The organism is Opitutus sp. ER46 (genome assembly GCF_003054705.1).
In the GTDB taxonomy this organism is placed as follows: domain Bacteria; phylum Verrucomicrobiota; class Verrucomicrobiia; order Opitutales; family Opitutaceae; genus ER46.
The window spans coordinates 115,793-130,789 of record NZ_QAYX01000018.1 but is presented as its reverse complement, the minus strand read 5'-3'; the positions used below and the strand labels follow the sequence as shown (position 1 = coordinate 130,789).

Genomic DNA, 14,997 nt, shown 5'->3' with positions numbered 1-14,997 from the left:
TTCCGGATAAAAGGAAGCCGCCGCGGGCTGCGATCCGCGGCGGCTGTAACACCAACCCCTGACAAATCTGGCTTACTCCGGACGCTTGCCGCGCGGTCCCGGCCGCGGCATGGCGTCGAACTTCGTCTGCTGCTCGGCGGTGAGCACGGCGCGCACCGCGGCCTGCTGCGCCTGCATCAGCTCGCGGAATTTCTCGCGACCCTCGTCGGGCTTCACCGACTCCATCTTCTTCTTCGTGTCGGCGAGGATGTCGGTGATCTTGGTCTTCTGCTCGGTCGTGAGCGGGCCGACGGCCTTCTCGATGCGCTGAATATAGGCCTCCGGCGTCATCGGCCCGCGCGGGCCCTTGGCGTGTTCACCCTGCGGGGGAGGCGGCGGCGCGTTGTCCTCAGCGAGGAGGGAGGAAGTCTGGGCGACGAGGCCCAACGCACAGGCGGCGAGGAGCGGACGGCAAAGTTTCATATTGGGATGAGCTGACGTGATTGGATCTGGGTAACGGCCCGGTTGACGAGAGTCATCCGAGCGTGCGCGGTATGACGGATGACCGGGGCAGGAGTTTCGCGGTTTTCGGAGACTTGCGGATTTGGCGCCGGCTGCCACGGTCCCGGCCGATGATCGAGGTGGATCACCTGGCCAAGTCTTACGGGAACTTTCCCGCCGTGCGGGAGCTGTCGTTTACGGTGCGCCCCGGCGAGGTGCTGGGCCTGGTCGGGCCGAACGGCGCCGGCAAGACCACGACGCTGCGCTGTCTGGCGGGCATCGTGCCGTACCAGGGCGGCACGGTGCGGATCGCGGGCCACGACATGGCGCGGGACCCGGTCGCGGCGAAGCGCGCGCTGGCCTTCTTCCCCGACGAGCCGCGGCTGTTTGAATACCTCACCGTGCGGCAGCACCTCGGGTTTGTGGCGCGGCTCTACGGCGTGCCCGACCACGAGGACGTCGCCCGCCCGCTGCTCGAGGAACTGGAGATCGCCGACAAGGCCGACCAGCTCCCGAGCGAGCTTTCGCGCGGCATGAAGCAGAAGCTGGCGATCGCCTGCGGGCTGTTGCATGGGCCGCAGGTGATGTTCTTCGACGAGCCGCTGACCGGGCTCGATCCGCTCGGCATCCGGCGCATGAAAGACTCGATCATCAAGCGCGCGCAGGCCGGCGCGACGATCGTGCTCAGTTCCCACCTGCTGCACCTGCTGGAGGAGGTCTGCTCGCACGTGCTCATCCTGAAGCGGGGCGAGAAGATTGCCGCCGGTTCGCTGCCGGAGGTGGCCGCGCAATTCAGCAACGGAGAGGCGGACGTGAACCTCGAGGACGTGTTCATCCGCGCGACCGGCGGAAGCGAAAGCTGAGCCCACGATGATCCGGGCCCTGCTTTATCTTCGGCTCACGTCGTTCCGAAACTGGGTGCTGTGGCGGGTGCGGCGGCTGCGGCGCCCGCGCTACCTCGTCGGCGCCGTCGTGGGCGTCGCGTACCTGTATTTTTTCTTCTTCCGCCACGCGCTGCAGGGGCCGCGGGGCCGGATGCCCGCGGGCGCCATGGCGACGACGTTTCCGCAGCAATGGCTGCCGGCGGCGCTCGCAATCGGCGGGCTCGTCCTGCTGGTCGTCCTGGCCTGTGCCTGGATCGTGCCGCGGGCGCGCGCCGCGCTCGGGTTCTCCGAGGCCGAGATCGCGTTTCTCTTTCCGGCACCCATCACCCGGCGGCGGCTTGTGCACTACCGGCTCCTCACCGCGCAGGTGCGCACGCTCGGCGCCAGTCTCGTCATGGCGCTGCTCTCCAGCCGCTGGAGCATGGCGGGCCACGCGGCCTGGCCCCGGCTCGTGGGCTGGTGGCTCTTCTTCAGCGTGATGAACCTGCACTTCACAGGCGCGGGGTTCGTGGTGACGCGCTGGACCGATCGCGGGGTGAACGTGCTGCTGCGGCGGCTGGTCGTGCTGGGCGCCCTCGTGGCGATCATCGTGATCAGTCTCGCGCGGATCCCGGATGGGTTCCGCTTGCCCGCGGATCCGGCGGGGCTGCGTGACTGGCTGACGGCGATCGGGCACACCGCGCCGCTGAGCTGGCTCCTGCTGCCGCTGCAGTGGGTGCTCGCGCCCTTTTTTGCCGGCAACCCGCTGGCCTTCCTGCTCGCGCTCGGGCCCGCGCTCGGCGTCATCGTCGCGCACTACTTCTGGGTCGTGCAGGCGGCGGTATCGTTTGAGGACGCCTCCATCGCGCAGGCCGAGAAGCGCGCCGCGCGGGTGGCGGCGTGGCGCTCCGGTGAGCGGCGGCTGGGGACGACCGAGGCGGTCGCGCGCCCGGCGCCGTTCGAACTCGGCTCAGTGGGCCGGCCGGAAATCGCGTTCTTCTGGAAGAACCTCCTGTCGACCTGGCCCTACTTCAATCTCCGGGTCTTCGGCGCCGCGGTCATCCTGATCGGCACCGCGAGCTTCATCGTGCGCCTGCAGCCGGGGCTCGCGGTTTTCGCCCAGACTGCGGCCTGGATCGCGCTCGGCGGCGGGGCGTACCTGCTCATCGTCGGCCCGCAGTTCGCCCGGCAGGATATTCGCGGCGACATGCGCAAGCTCGACGTCCTGAAGACGTATCCGCTCACCGGCTGGCAGATCGTGCTGGGTGAGCTGCTGGCCCCCACGGCGATCCTGGTCGGCATCACCTGGCTCGCGCTCCTGGTGGCGCTCTGGAACATCGACGCCCGCATGACGATCGGGTGGCTCACGCCGGGCGTCCGCGTCAGCCTTGGCCTCACCGCGGCCATCGCGATCGTGCCGGTCACGGTCCTGCAACTCCTCGTGCCGAATACGGCGGCGCTCCTGTTTCCCAGTTGGGTGGAGGTCCAGCACCGCGGCGCGGCCGGGCCGGAGGTGATGGGGCAGCGCATGATCTATTTCTTCGCCCAGATGCTCACGATGGTCCTGGTCCTCCTGCCGGCCGCGGGGGTCGGTGCCGGGCTGCTTTGGCTGTTTCAGTTCGTGATGCCGCTGGCCGTCGCGATTGCGGCCGCCGCGATTCCGGTGCTCCTCGTCTTGGTGGCGGAGGTGTGCCTCGGCGTATGGTGGCTCGGCCGCAGGTTCGAGGCGATCGACGTCGCCGAGGAACTGCGCGAGTAATGCCGCTGCCGCCGTGAAACTCGCCGAACTCACCCAGATCGCGGTCGACGTGGTCGGCGCCGCCCAACGTCAACTGCCGCCCGAGATCCGGCAGGTCGCGCGCGGGGTGGCTGTCCACTACGAGGCGACGCCGGCGGCGGACGTGCTGGCGGAGGGTTTCGAGCCCGACATCCTCGGCTTGTTCTCCGGCGATGCCCACGGCACCGAGCTGGCGCACGACAACCCGATGCCGCCGCAGATCCAGCTTTACCTGGAGAACCTCTGGGACTTCGCCGAGGGCGATCGTGAAGTGTACAAGGACGAGGTGCGGACGACCTACTTGCACGAACTTGGCCATTACCTCGGCTGGGACGAAGACGACGTCGCCGCCCGGGGACTGGAATAAGGCGAAGGCTGAATGCTGAAGGACTGAGGCCAGAGGCCGGAAGCCTGAAGCCGGAGGCCGGAAGCCGGAAGCCTGAGGTCAGAAGCCGGAAGCCTGAGGTCAGAAGCCAGAAGGCAGATGTCGGATGTCAGACGTCAGAGGTCAGCTGGCCGAGGTGCCGGCACGTCGGGGCATGCTGTCCACCGTCCTGTCCACCGTAGCCTTGGCGAAGGTGGAAGCCTTGGCGAATGTGGAAGGCCGGAGGATGACGGAGGCCAGGAGCCGGAGGGCGGCGGTGCGCCGTGCGCGCCACAGCCCGGTCGACCGACACGTCGCGCCGTCCCCCCACGATCCGCGCCGTGGTGCAGAAGGACTCGTCCGGACGCTCGGCCAATCCGAGATAACACGCCAGATTTGGCGTGTTATCTCAGTTTCGAGGCCGGTGGAGCGAAGCGAAGGTGGGCAGACTTATGGCAGCCCGCGGGAGGCGGTCCGGCGGACCAACGACCGACGAGCCATATACTTGCAAGTCGAGCCGGGCTGCGTCTCGCGCCTCTGGTTTCGGCCTCTGGCCTTCGCCGAGGCTTCCGTGGACAGGGCGGCGACTGACTTCCGGCCTCCGGCTTCAGGTTTCCGGCTTCAGGCTTCCGACCTCCGGCTTCCGGCCTCCGGCTTCCGGCCTCCGGCTTCTGCTCCAGCAACGGGAACCGCTGGCGCGCCCAGCCTGTCGCCATTCGCGGCTTTTCAATTCCATCCGGCCGTGCCTAGATTCCGGTCCTATCTCAATTTCCATGAAGAAGCTCTTGATGCTGTCGCTTGTTACGCTGTTCGCCGCCGGTTTCGCGCGCGCCAATCAGACGCGGACCGAGATCGTCCAGCGGGTCGAGTCCTGCGAGGCGGTCCTCCAGCAGTTCCAGAGCCGCCCGGAGACGGCCATCCCGCCGCAGATTCTCCAGCGCGCCAAGGCCCTCATCATTCTCAACCAGTTCAAGGCCGGCGTGTTCCTCGGCGTGAAGGACGGCTACGGCGTCATCATGGTCCGTCGCGACGACAACACCTGGAGCGTTCCGGTTGTCATCCGCGCCGGTGAAGCGAGCCTCGGCCTGCAGTTGGGCGCCAACGCCGTCGAGAGCATCTTCGTGGTGACCGATCCCGCCATCCCGAAGCTGCTGTTCAATCAGCGCTTCAACATCGGCGCTGACGTCAAGGCGGTCGCCGGCCCGAAAGCCGCGATGAAGGAAGCCTATAACAAGGAAATCCTCGAGGCGCCGATCCTGGCCTACTCCCGCTCGGTCGGTCTCTACGCTGGCGCGACGGTCAAGGCGGGTCACATCTCCCGCGACGACGCTGCGAACTTCGTTCTCTACAACACGAGCTACAGCCTCCCCGAGTTGCTCTATAGCGACTGGGTGCAGCCGTCCGCCAGCGTCGCCCCCGAGGTCATCCCGCTGATGAACCTCGTCCGCCGCATCGCGCCCTGAGCTTCCGGCTTCCGTTTTCGCTGCGCGAAAACGGAAGAAGGGGCAGGTCTTGGGACTTCGTCGGTTGGCCTCTGGCTTCTGCCATCTGGCCGTCCTCTGTCCTCTGGATTCAGGCTTCTGGGTTCAGGCTTCCGACATCTGACATCTGGCTTCAGGCCTCCGGCCTCTGGCTTCCGACATCTGACATCTGACGTCTGACGTCTGGCCTCTGGCTTCCGGCCTCAGGCTTCAGGCTTCAGGCTTCTGACCTCCGACGTCTGACATCTGACGTCTGACGTCCGGCCTCCGGCGGCGAGGGCTTCGGCGAGCGCGCCGATGATTTCCTCCGCGGGCTCGGTGCCGACACAAAGGCGGAGCAGCTCGGGATCGATCCGGCTCGCCGCCAGTTCCGCCACGCCCGCGGGCGTCGTCGCGAGCTCGAAGTGGGCGAGATAGATGAAGGGGCAGAGGAGCGTCGTCTTCATCCCGAAACTCGGGCCCTTCGGCAGCCGCAGGGCGTCGTACACCGGCGTCATCGGCACGCGCAAGGTGAAGGACAGCATGCCGCCGGCTGAGGCGGGCAAGCGTGCGATCCGCGCAAAGTTCTCCCGCGACGCCGCGTGCCGCGCCCAGAATACCTCGCGCACCGCCGGGTGTTGCTCCAGGAACCCGACGACCTGCGCCACGTTGCGCTGGATCGTCGCGAGCACCGTCTCCGTCTCCCCAATCTCCGCGGCGAGGCGGGCGAGGTCGCGCGGATACACCGGCTCGAGCAGCTCGGCCACGCGCGCGCGCAGCGCGGCGGCATCACGCCCGGCCGGATTCACCGCCACCAGCCCCGCGATGATGTCGCCCTCGCTCGCCGTGTACTTGGTGAGGCTGTTGATCACGAGGTCGGCCTCCGGGAGCACCGAGACGCTGTACGGCGACGCCACCGACGGATCCACCAGCAGGTGCGCGCCGTGCTGGCGACACAGCCGGCCCAGCAGCGCGAGATTGGGCGTCTGGATCAGCGGATTCGTCGGCAGCTCCGAAACGACGCCGGCGATCCGCGCGCCGAAGCGCTGGAAAATCCGCGTGATCGCCTCCTCGTCGAGCGGGTCGCGGAGATAGACGTAGTCGTCGGGCTTGGACGCGAACCGCTGCAGGATGGCGATGGTGTCCCGGTACAGCCAGCCGAGCTGGATCCACACGGTGCGGCCGCGCGCCGCCTGGAGTTCGGCCGAGGCGCGGTATGCGGCGTACATCGCGTTCATGCCCGTGTTGGCGAGCAGCAGGTCGGCTGCCGCGCACTCGGGAAAGGCAGGCTGGAGACAGCGGCGCACCTCGGCGGCGGCGTTGCCGGCGAAAAGCGTTTCTGGCGCGGCGCCCGGCAGGACCCGGCGCGCGACCAGTTCGTCCTCGGCCTCGCGCGAACTGAGGAAGCCCCCGATGTTCTGCAGGAAGACCTTCGCCTTCTGTGCGACGTCGGCGGCGTCCGCCGGGTGAGACACCCCGTGCACGCGACCGTCCTCGAAGCGCTTGGCCCCGACCCCGTCGCCCAGGCAGGCGATCAGCGCCTCGGCCATTCGCGCGGAGGAGGTCAGCCACAAGGTGCGCCCGGCCAGCTCCGGGCGGTTTTCGGCGAGATGGCGGGCGAGCTGGCGCGCAAACGGATGCACCACAAACCGCGGGTACGCCGAGCCGACGTGCCGCATCGTCGCCGGGTTCTTCTCTTCGTAGCCAAGGACGTCCTGCATCGTCGGCAGGCTGCAGGAGACCGCGTGCGGGCGGGCCGGGATGGGCTGGCCGAGGGGGAGACGGGTGAAGGACATCGACGGGTGGGAGAGGGAGCGACGGACGCGAGAGTGGAAGGGCTGGCATACTCAGTCGCGCGGGCGCCCCGAGGCAAGGGCCCGCCGTGGCATGTCGTGGCATCAAGCCCGCCGGCCCGCCACCAAGTGTGACGTTTTCGACGGCACGGAAACTAAAGTCAGTGGGGTTTCGGACGCGGCGCCGGGGGCAGCCGCTACTCGTCGCATTTTCGCGCCAGCCAAAACGCGAGCAGTCTGATTCCCGCCGTCCCTCCCTTACCCCCGTTTTCTCCTGTAAAGCGGATTGGAGAGGCGTGGATCTCAGCACGGATTTCCAAGGCGGGGCTGGCCGCAAAGCAGCGCAGAAGGCACAAAAGAAACCACGGAGTCCAAGGCCGTCTCACAGGAGATAAGGGAGAAAACAGAGATCGATGGCGGGTACGCTTCCGACTCATGCTCGAACCCTCTGCTGCCTCCGTTCCCTCCTGGCGGTTCGAGCGTTCGGTTTTGTGCCCGCCTTTTGGCGGGGAGGGGCCTGCCGGCGGGAAGGACGGGCGGTGCGCTGGGGCGACCACGACCGGCGGCAGGTTTGCGCGTTGCCCGGCGACAAAACGATTGCGCGCCCCGCCGGCTCCGCTGCTACGGTTCACCGCGATGAAACTCGTCTCCTGGAACGTCAACGGCGTCCGCGCGGCGCACAAGAAGGGGCTGCTCGACTTCATGGAGAAGGTCCAGGCGGACGTGATCTGCCTGCAGGAGGCCAAGTGCCATCCCGGCGACGTGCAGCACATCCTCTGGCCGCACGGCTATGAGGTGTTCTGGAACCCGGCGGTGAAGAAGGGCTACAGCGGCACCGTCACGTTCACGCGCGTCCAGCCGCTCAACGTCACGCTCGGCATCGGCAGCAAGGACCACGACGCCGAAGGCCGCGTGATCAACACGGAGTTCGACGACTTTTACCTGCTCAACGTGTACCAGCCCAACTCGCAGCGCGGGCTCACCCGGCTCGAGTACCGCACGCAGGAGTGGGACCCCGCGTTCCTCGCGCACCTCAAGAAGCTCGAGAAGAAGAAGCCGGTGGTGTTCTGCGGCGACCTCAACGTCGCGCACACCGAGATCGACCTCACGAATCCCAAGACCAACCGCCGCAACGCCGGCTTCACCGACGAGGAGCGCGAAAACTTCTCCAAGCTCCTCGCGAGTGGATTTGTGGATACGTTCCGCGAATTCGAAAAGGGGCCGGGCCACTACTCCTGGTGGAGCCAGATGATGAACTGCCGCGCCCGGAACATTGGGTGGCGCGTCGATTACTTCGTTGCCAGCGAGAAACTGCGCGCGCGCCTGAAGCGGGCCTGGATCTCGCCCGAGGTGATGGGCAGCGATCACTGCCCCGTCGGCCTCGAGCTCAAGTGACCTTCGCGCCATGCCCCTCGCGCTTGAGTTGAAACAGCGCCTGCTGCAGGCGCCGCGGCTGACGCTGGCGGCGGCGGAGAGCCTGACCTGTGGCCGCGTGCAGGCTGCGATCGGCGCGGCGTCCGGCGCCTCCGAGTATTTCCGCGGTGGCATCACCGCCTACTCGCTCGACCAGAAAGTGCGCCACCTCGGCGTGAACCGCGCCGCCGCGAAGCGGGTCAACTCGGTGTCCGCCGAGGTCGCCGAGCAGATGGCGCGCGGCGTATGCGAGCTCTTTGGCAGCGACCTGGGCGTGGCGACGACGGGCTACGCGGAACCCTCGCCGACCGACGGCGTGGAGCAGCCGTTTGCCTGGTGGGCGCTCGCCCATCGCCAGCCGCGCGGGCGCTTCGTGCTGCGCAGCGGTCGCGTGGAGTGTCCCGGCGCGAAACGCGCCGAAGCCCAGGAGATCGTCGCCGCCGCGGTGCTCGCCGAGCTCGTGAGCTACCTCGCCGCCACGCGGCCGACCGCCTGAGCCGCCGCCTTGACTGGCGCCGGCATCGCCCGACCCTCGTGCGCATGGCCCCGTCCTGCACCCTTGCCATCAAGGCGATCCCGAATGCCCCACGCACCGAGGTGGTCGGCTGGCTGGGCGACGCGCTCAAGGTGAAGGTCCACGCGCCGCCGGTGGAGGGGAAGGCCAACGAGGCGCTTTGCGAATTTCTTGCCGACACGCTGCAGCTTCCGCGCCGCGCGGTCACTGTCCTGCGCGGCGACACCTCGCGCCAGAAGGTCGTCCGCATCGACGGCCTCGATCTCGCCGCCGTCCGGTCAGCGTTGGTCCGCTGAGGCCAGAGGCCAGAAGCCAGAGGCCGGAGGCCGGAGGCCGGAAGACGGAAGGCCAGCGGCCGGTCTGAATGGCGATAACTCGCCAGATTTGGCGAGTTATCGTTTGCAGTCCGACTGTGGGGCTCATCTGACGTTTGTATCTCGGCCTCTGGCTTCCGGCCTCTGGCTTCAGGCTTCTGGCCGGGGCCGCGTGAGCCGGGCGAAGCGTGCGCTCAGCAGCACGGCCGCGCAGGCGAGGCCGCCGGCGATGCCGATCCAGATGCCGAGCGCGCCGAGCGAGCCGCGCACGCCGAGGAGGTAACCCAGCGGGAGCGAGATGAGCCAGTACGCGGCAAAGGTGATCACGGCCGGGACCTTCACGTCGGTGATCCCGCGCAGCAGGGCCGCGCCGGTGACCTGCCAGCCATCGAAGAGCTGGAAGAGCGCGGCGACGATCAGCAGTTGCGTGGCCAGCGCGATCACCACCGGGTCCTTCACAAACCAGGTGCTGATCAGCCGGCCGCCGAAACCGTACGCCAGCCCGAACGCCGCGGCCATCGCGAGGCTGATGCCGACCGCGGTGACGGCGATCGGACGCAACCGGTGCAGTTCGTGCGCGCCCACCGCATGGCTGATGCGAATCCCCGCCGCCATCGACAGGCCGAGCGGGAACATGAAGGAGAACGACGCGCACGTGAGCGTGATCTGGTGCGCCGCCAGCGGCACCGCGCCCAGCCAGCCCACCATGATGGCCGCGGCGGCGAACGCCGTGACCTCGAAGAACAGCATGCCGGAGGCGGGCAGCCCCACGTGCATCATCTCACGGACCCGCGCGCGGGCCAGCGGCGCGAACCATTGCGTCGGCCAGGCGGCGCGGAGGCGCGGGTCCAGCCGGATCCACGCAAAGATCACCGCCGCACCGATCGTGCGGGCCAGCAGCGTCGCGATGCCCGAGCCGGTGAGCCCCAGCGCGGGCGCGCCCAGGTGGCCGAAGACGAACACCCAGTTGAGCAGCACGTTGAGGCCGACGCCGCCCAGCATGACATACATCGGGAGCCAGGGCCGGCCCATCGCCTCGGCAAACTGCCGGAGCGCCAGGTAAACCAGCACGGGCGTGATCGACGCCGCGTTCAGCAGCAGGAACGGCGTCACGATCGCCAGGACCTCCGGCGGTTGCCCGAAGCGGTGCAACTGCGTCGAGAGTGCGGCGAGCACCAGCGTCTCGAGAACGCCGAAGCCCACCGCCATCGCCACGCCGTGACGCAGGTATTCCGCCGCCTCCTGCGGCTGCGCCGCGCCGCGTGCCCGCGACACGAAAATCGACACCGGCACGAGCAGCCCGATGCCGATGACGTAGAACAGGCCGAACAGCGTCCCGCCGAAGGACGCCGCGGCGAGCGGGACCGTGCCCACGTGGCCGATCATCATGCTGTCCGTGACGTTCATCAGCGTCTGGCTGACCTGCCCAACGATGATCGGCAGCGCCAGGATCAGCGTGGGGCGGATCTCGCAGAGGTATCGGCTGGAACGGTTCACGGGAGGGGTGAGCTTTGCCGCCGCGGCGTGGGCCGCAACCGGGATTCTCACTGGCGCCGCATCGGCGGCTGCCTATGTTCTATCCGCTTTCCGATGAAACTCCGGATAATCGTTTTCCTCATCGCGGCCGGACTCGTCGTTTTCGGCGTCTGGCTCAAGCGGAGAGGTGTCGCCCCCCGGGTCGCCCCCCCCGGGCCTGCGCCGACCGCCCCGGCGACCCCTGCCGCCGAACCCCTGACCACCCCGCCGTCGACGGTCGCTGCGCCGGCTCCCGCAGCGACGTCCTCCAGCCCCCCGGCGTCCGCGCCGGCACCCGCAGCCGCGAAGCCCGAGGTGCCGATCCAGGATGCCGCCACGATCGACTTCTCGACCGGCAAGCCCGTCGTGCGGGACACTCCGCAGGAGAAGGCCGCCATCAACCGCGCGGTGGAGCAGATGAACGCGGCCGCGGCCAACGTCACCTTTAGTCCTGCGCCGGCCGCGGCGTCCGCTCCCGCCACGCCGCCACCTGAAAAGCGCTAGACCATGGAACCTGTGACCACCCAACCCGGCATCTACCGGCACGCGAAGAGCGGACGCCTCTACCGCGTGCACTTTGTGGCGAAGCACTCGGAGACGCTCGAGGACTACGTCGCTTACGAAGCGCTCTACGACAACCCGAAGGCCAGGTTCTGGCTCCGGCCCGCGGTGATGTTCAGCGAGCTTGTCGAGATCGACGGGCAGCGCGTGCCGCGCTTCGCGTTCGTCGGCGATCAGCCGATGCGCTGATTTCACGCCCGCGTTTTTCCTGGGGGGCCGCGGGCGGGGACGGAGGTCGGAGTCTTGCGCTGGTTGCCGCCACTCGGCGCAAAAGCGCGCTCGCCACGGGCTGCTTCTCGACGTCTCATCCGCGCTCTGCCGCGTAGTCCCATGAAACACTCCCTTCCCTCCGTCCGCCCGGTCGTCCTTGCCGCCGCGGGGGCGCTTGCGCTGCTGGCCGGCTGTGCCACCGAACCCGAGCCGTTCCACCCGCTTGAGACGACGAAGTACACGCTGGAGAACACCGACCGGCTGGCGGTGGATCGCGCGACGCAGCACGCGGTCACCTGCACCGGGTTGTATGACCGGCTGCTGGCGAACGGGCGCATGGAGGTCGTCGCCAACCTGCGCAACCGCGAGAAGCACAAGCTGGAGGTTCAGGCGAGCTGCGTGTTCAAGGACGAGTCCGGGATCAATCTGCTCGAGGAAACGGCGTGGCAGCCGGTGAGCATCGCCGAGAACGCCACCGCGACCGTGCACTTCACCGCCACGAATCCGCTGTCGAAGAAGTACACGATCCGCGTGCGCCAGGCGCGGTAGCGCCGCGCTCCCGCGCGGCGCGTTACAGGTCGGCAAGTTGGCAGGTTGCAGGTTCTGCGGGGCCGCTGGCTGGAACCTTTCCACCTGCAACTTTCCAACCTGCAACGTCTGCGACTTTTCCCGCCCCTCCGCCGGCAACGCTCCCACACCGGCGCATCCGCCGGCGTTTGGAGCCTAAAGCCTACCGCTTACCGCCTATCGCCTGCGGGCTGCCGCATCAGCGGCAGAGCTGCGCGCCGTCGCCCGTCTGCGCGTGCAGGATGTCGGGCTTGGCGCCGAATTTCCGCGCGTACGCGTCGGCCACCGCCTGCGCCTGGACGTCTCCGAAGTCCGGAGACGTCAGCGCCATCACCGCGCCGCCAAAGCCGCCGCCGGTGAGCCGGGAGCCGTACACGTGCGGCGCCGCGACCAGCGTGTCGACGAGGAAGTCGAGCTCGGGGGTGCTGTTCTCGAAGAGGTGCTGCGAGCTGCGATGCGACGCCGTCAGCAGCCGGCCGACCGCCGCCAGGTTGCCGGCGCGGAGCGCCTGGCCGGCTTCATCCACCCGGGCGATCTCCTCCACCACATGCCGGGCGCGCTTGCCGGCGGTGGGCTCGAGCTTGGCCAGGTTCGCGTTGAGCGTGGCCGGCGTGACCTCCACCAGCAGGCCCACGCCGAGGGTGCGGGCCGCCTCCATGCACTCGCGGTGACGCGCGGCGTACAGGCCGTCGACGAGCGCGTGCTTGGTGTGCGTGTTGAAGATCCAGAAGTGCGCCTGGCTGGGCAGCGGCACGGTGTCGAACCGCGGCCCCCGGCAGTCGATGAAGACGAGGTGATCCTTGCGGCCGAAGCCGGAGACGCCCTGGTCAAGGATGCCGCAGGGCACGCCGACGAAGTTGTTCTCCGCGTGCTTGCCGACCTTCACGAGGGTCTCGCGGTCCGGCTCCTGGCCCGTGGCGGCCACGAAGGCGAGCGCCGACGCGAGTTCGATCGCCGCGCTGCTGCTGAGGCCGGCGCCGACCGGCAGGTCTGAGATCGCGTAATAGTCGAAGCCACCCGGCGCTTTCAGCCCGAAGTGGGGAAACGCCGCGATCACGCCGAGCGGGTAGTTGACCCAGCTCGCCTGGCCCGTGCCCTTCGCCAGCTGGTCCGCGCACTGCGAGATGATGCCCTCGCGCTGGTCGCTCGCGAAGCGGCGGAGACCATCCTCCCGCCGGGCGAGTCCGACCCACACCCCGCGGTCGATGGCCGCACCGAGCACGGTGCCGCCGTTGTAGTCGGTGTGATTCCCGATGAATTCGATCCGCCCGGGTGCGCGGGCGATGATCTCGGGCGAACGCCCGTAGGCTTGGGAAAACTTCGCGATGAGAGCGGACTTCATGGGGTGAGCTGCAGCAGAAAACCAGCCGCCGCCGGCAGGTCGACCCAAAAGGCTCCCCGGAGGATGTCCGTCCGGCCAGCCGGCCTCAGGCGATCGCCCGCAGGTCCGTCCCCGCCTTGAAGCGCACGGTCCGGATCGCCGGGATCTTCATCGGCTTCTTCGTGTGCGGATTGAACCCGCGGCGCGCCGGCCGTACCGCCGCGGCAAAGGTGCCGAAGCCGACGAGGGTGACCTCTTTGTCGCGCCGCAGCCCACGCTTCACGCCCGCGAGGACCGCGTCGATCACGCGCTCCGCCGCCGCCTTGGATGTGGCGGCGCCCATCAGCTTCTGCACTTCGATCACCAGCTCGGCCTTGTTCATGTCACGTAAGTTTCGAGTGACGCGCTTGAACTCGGTCAAACGCATTTGCCCTGTATCCACCCCAACTCGAACACCTTTACGGAATATTTCCCATTGGCGGCCGGGGTGGGGGCGGCACGAAGTCCTTGGGCACCTCGCCGGCGCGGCCCCGCGTCACCAGTTCGAGGAGCCGCTTCAGCTCCGTTTCCGGCGTCGAGCCGCGTTCCGCGGCGAGCTGGCGCGCGCGTTTGAGCAACTGCGCCGCCATCGTCGCGGCCTGGGCGGGTGGGGCGCCGAGGCGCACGCAAAGCTGCGTGAGTTGTTTCTCGTCGCTCATGGCGTTTCCTCCACCTGGACCACGCCCGGCTCTCCCGGAGCCAGGCCAAGCGTGGCGCCGGCTGCGACCTGGGTCCGAGTGAGCAGCGCGAGCCCAATCCACCCGTGGTCTGAAGACGCGGCGGTCGAGCGCAGTTCGCCGACGAGCCGTTCGCCCGCGTGCAGCGGCGCGGGCAACGGCGGTCGCGGCCCGGCGCCGCTTACGCGCACCAGCCGACGCCGGATTTGGCCCATCGATTTCAACCGCGACATGATCTCCTGCCCGAGATAGCAGCCTTTCGTGTAGGAGATGGCGTCGACGTCGAGCCCGCCTTCGTTGGGCAGGTCGTTCGGACCGATGTCGGCCGGCACCGCCGGGATCTCGGCCAGAATACGCCGACGCTCGACCTCGTCCGGCGTGAGTTCGACCGCGTTGCCTAGCGCCGCGCGCGCGGCGGTCGCCTGGGCGGCGGGGAAGATCCATTCCCAGTGCACGTCCCGGCTGCGCCTCCCGGCAAAGACGAATCCTCCGCCAGCCGGTCCGGCGCTGCCGGCTGCCGCCTCGACCGTGACCCGCTCGGCCCCGAAGACCGTCAGTCCTGCCCATGCTTCCGTCTGGTCCTCCACGCACACGTCGTCCGCGATGATGTGGCTCTCGAGCCGCTCCCTTACCACCGCGGCGGGCGCGTTTACGCTGCCGACCCAGAATTCGTCTGGCGCCGCGCCGCGGAGAACATGGCTGTCGGCGATGACCTTGCCTTTGACGGAGAGCCAGAGCCCGTAAACGGCCTCGCCGGGAAGGAGCCTGCGCAGGTCGTTCGTGAACTGCCCTTGGAGGAATTCCGCGGCGTCCGGACCACTCACGCGCAGCCAGCAGGCCGGTTTCCAAACGAGCAGCTCGGTATTTTGATCGGAATTCATATGTCGTAATAATCGATAAATCAGAAGGAAGCAAAATTTCTGGTAGATTTTGCTAACTTCGGATTGACGAAACCCCCGCGGCGGGTATCTCTCTTCTCATCAAGTTCAACACTTTCTCCCGCCTAGCGGGAGTTTTGGGGTAACTAAGAAAGCAAAGGCCGGCCGCTTAGGGGTAAGCGGCCGGCCACTTTTTTGCCCATCGCGAGCGAGGCAAGCCCCGATTCGTATCCTTTCGAGAGCCTCCCTGT

General features: G+C 68.1%; 17 protein-coding genes. 10 read left to right on the top strand and 7 right to left on the bottom strand.

Annotation, left to right across the window (positions count from 1 at the left end; translation table 11 throughout):
• Positions 1-72: 72 nt before the first annotated feature.
• Complete coding sequence (locus DB354_RS04050) at positions 73-462, bottom strand: hypothetical protein (protein WP_146180099.1); 390 nt, start codon at positions 460-462, stop codon at positions 73-75.
• Between the two features lie 149 nt (positions 463-611).
• Here DB354_RS04050 and DB354_RS04045 point away from each other — a divergent pair, with 149 nt between their 5' ends.
• From DB354_RS04045 to DB354_RS04030, 4 genes are all read left to right on the top strand, one after another.
• Positions 612-1,343, top strand: a complete 732-nt coding sequence (locus DB354_RS04045; RefSeq protein ID WP_107834158.1) for an ABC transporter ATP-binding protein — start codon at positions 612-614, stop codon at positions 1,341-1,343.
• A 7-nt stretch (positions 1,344-1,350) separates the two neighbouring features.
• A complete protein-coding gene (locus DB354_RS04040; RefSeq protein ID WP_107834157.1) occupies positions 1,351-3,102 on the top strand; it encodes a putative ABC exporter domain-containing protein in 1,752 nt (583 codons plus the stop codon).
• A gap of 13 nt (positions 3,103-3,115) precedes the next feature.
• Positions 3,116-3,487 carry a metallopeptidase family protein gene (locus DB354_RS04035; RefSeq protein WP_107834156.1) on the top strand — a complete coding sequence of 124 codons (372 nt, stop codon included), beginning with the start codon at positions 3,116-3,118 and terminating at the stop codon, positions 3,485-3,487.
• A 770-nt stretch (positions 3,488-4,257) separates the two neighbouring features.
• On the top strand, positions 4,258-4,947 hold the full coding sequence (locus tag DB354_RS04030; RefSeq protein WP_107834155.1) for a lipid-binding SYLF domain-containing protein: 690 nt from the start codon (positions 4,258-4,260) through the stop codon (positions 4,945-4,947).
• A gap of 221 nt (positions 4,948-5,168) precedes the next feature.
• On the opposite strand, the gene DB354_RS04025 is transcribed toward DB354_RS04030, so the two are convergent.
• A complete protein-coding gene (locus DB354_RS04025) occupies positions 5,169-6,740 on the bottom strand; it encodes a PLP-dependent transferase (RefSeq protein WP_107834154.1) in 1,572 nt (523 codons plus the stop codon).
• Positions 6,741-7,373: 633 nt separating this feature from the next.
• On the opposite strand from DB354_RS04025, the gene DB354_RS04020 reads away from it, so the two are divergent.
• Genes DB354_RS04020 through DB354_RS04010 form a run of 3 tightly spaced genes read left to right on the top strand, consistent with a single transcriptional unit; the run spans position 7,374 to position 8,960 of the window.
• Positions 7,374-8,132 carry an exodeoxyribonuclease III gene (locus DB354_RS04020; protein ID WP_107834153.1) on the top strand — a complete coding sequence of 253 codons (759 nt, stop codon included), beginning with the start codon at positions 7,374-7,376 and terminating at the stop codon, positions 8,130-8,132.
• A gap of 10 nt (positions 8,133-8,142) precedes the next feature.
• Positions 8,143-8,646, top strand: coding sequence for a CinA family protein (locus DB354_RS04015; RefSeq protein WP_107834152.1), 504 nt, complete (start codon positions 8,143-8,145; stop codon positions 8,644-8,646).
• A 44-nt stretch (positions 8,647-8,690) separates the two neighbouring features.
• Positions 8,691-8,960: a DUF167 domain-containing protein gene (locus DB354_RS04010; protein ID WP_107834151.1), complete on the top strand. Its 270-nt coding sequence runs from the start codon at positions 8,691-8,693 to the stop codon at positions 8,958-8,960.
• A 168-nt stretch (positions 8,961-9,128) separates the two neighbouring features.
• Here DB354_RS04010 and DB354_RS04005 read toward each other — a convergent pair whose 3' ends face one another.
• Entirely contained in the window at positions 9,129-10,475 is a 1,347-nt protein-coding gene (locus DB354_RS04005; protein WP_233256547.1) for an MATE family efflux transporter, read from the bottom strand.
• A 93-nt stretch (positions 10,476-10,568) separates the two neighbouring features.
• On the opposite strand from DB354_RS04005, the gene DB354_RS04000 reads away from it, so the two are divergent.
• The 3 genes from DB354_RS04000 to DB354_RS03990 all read left to right on the top strand — a co-directional run bounded on the left by DB354_RS04000 (position 10,569) and on the right by DB354_RS03990 (position 11,813).
• Entirely contained in the window at positions 10,569-10,997 is a 429-nt protein-coding gene (locus DB354_RS04000) for a hypothetical protein (protein ID WP_107834150.1), read from the top strand.
• Between the two features lie 3 nt (positions 10,998-11,000).
• The gene (locus DB354_RS03995) at positions 11,001-11,243 is read left to right on the top strand and encodes a DUF1653 domain-containing protein (protein WP_199226791.1); all 243 of its coding nucleotides are present in this window, start codon (positions 11,001-11,003) and stop codon (positions 11,241-11,243) included.
• A 141-nt stretch (positions 11,244-11,384) separates the two neighbouring features.
• Positions 11,385-11,813, top strand: a complete 429-nt coding sequence (locus DB354_RS03990) for a YcfL family protein (protein ID WP_107834149.1) — start codon at positions 11,385-11,387, stop codon at positions 11,811-11,813.
• A 217-nt stretch (positions 11,814-12,030) separates the two neighbouring features.
• On the opposite strand, the gene galK is transcribed toward DB354_RS03990, so the two are convergent.
• From galK to DB354_RS03970, 4 genes are all read right to left on the bottom strand, one after another.
• Complete coding sequence (gene galK / locus DB354_RS03985) at positions 12,031-13,173, bottom strand: galactokinase (protein WP_107834148.1); 1,143 nt, start codon at positions 13,171-13,173, stop codon at positions 12,031-12,033.
• 85 nt (positions 13,174-13,258) lie between these two features.
• Positions 13,259-13,534, bottom strand: coding sequence for an HU family DNA-binding protein (locus DB354_RS03980; protein WP_107834147.1), 276 nt, complete (start codon positions 13,532-13,534; stop codon positions 13,259-13,261).
• Between the two features lie 76 nt (positions 13,535-13,610).
• A complete protein-coding gene (locus DB354_RS03975) occupies positions 13,611-13,850 on the bottom strand; it encodes a hypothetical protein (RefSeq protein ID WP_107834146.1) in 240 nt (79 codons plus the stop codon).
• On the bottom strand, positions 13,847-14,749 hold the full coding sequence (locus DB354_RS03970) for a folate-binding protein YgfZ (protein ID WP_107834145.1): 903 nt from the start codon (positions 14,747-14,749) through the stop codon (positions 13,847-13,849). The genes DB354_RS03975 and DB354_RS03970 overlap by 4 nt, the downstream gene beginning before the upstream one ends.
• Positions 14,750-14,997: the final 248 nt, after the last annotated feature.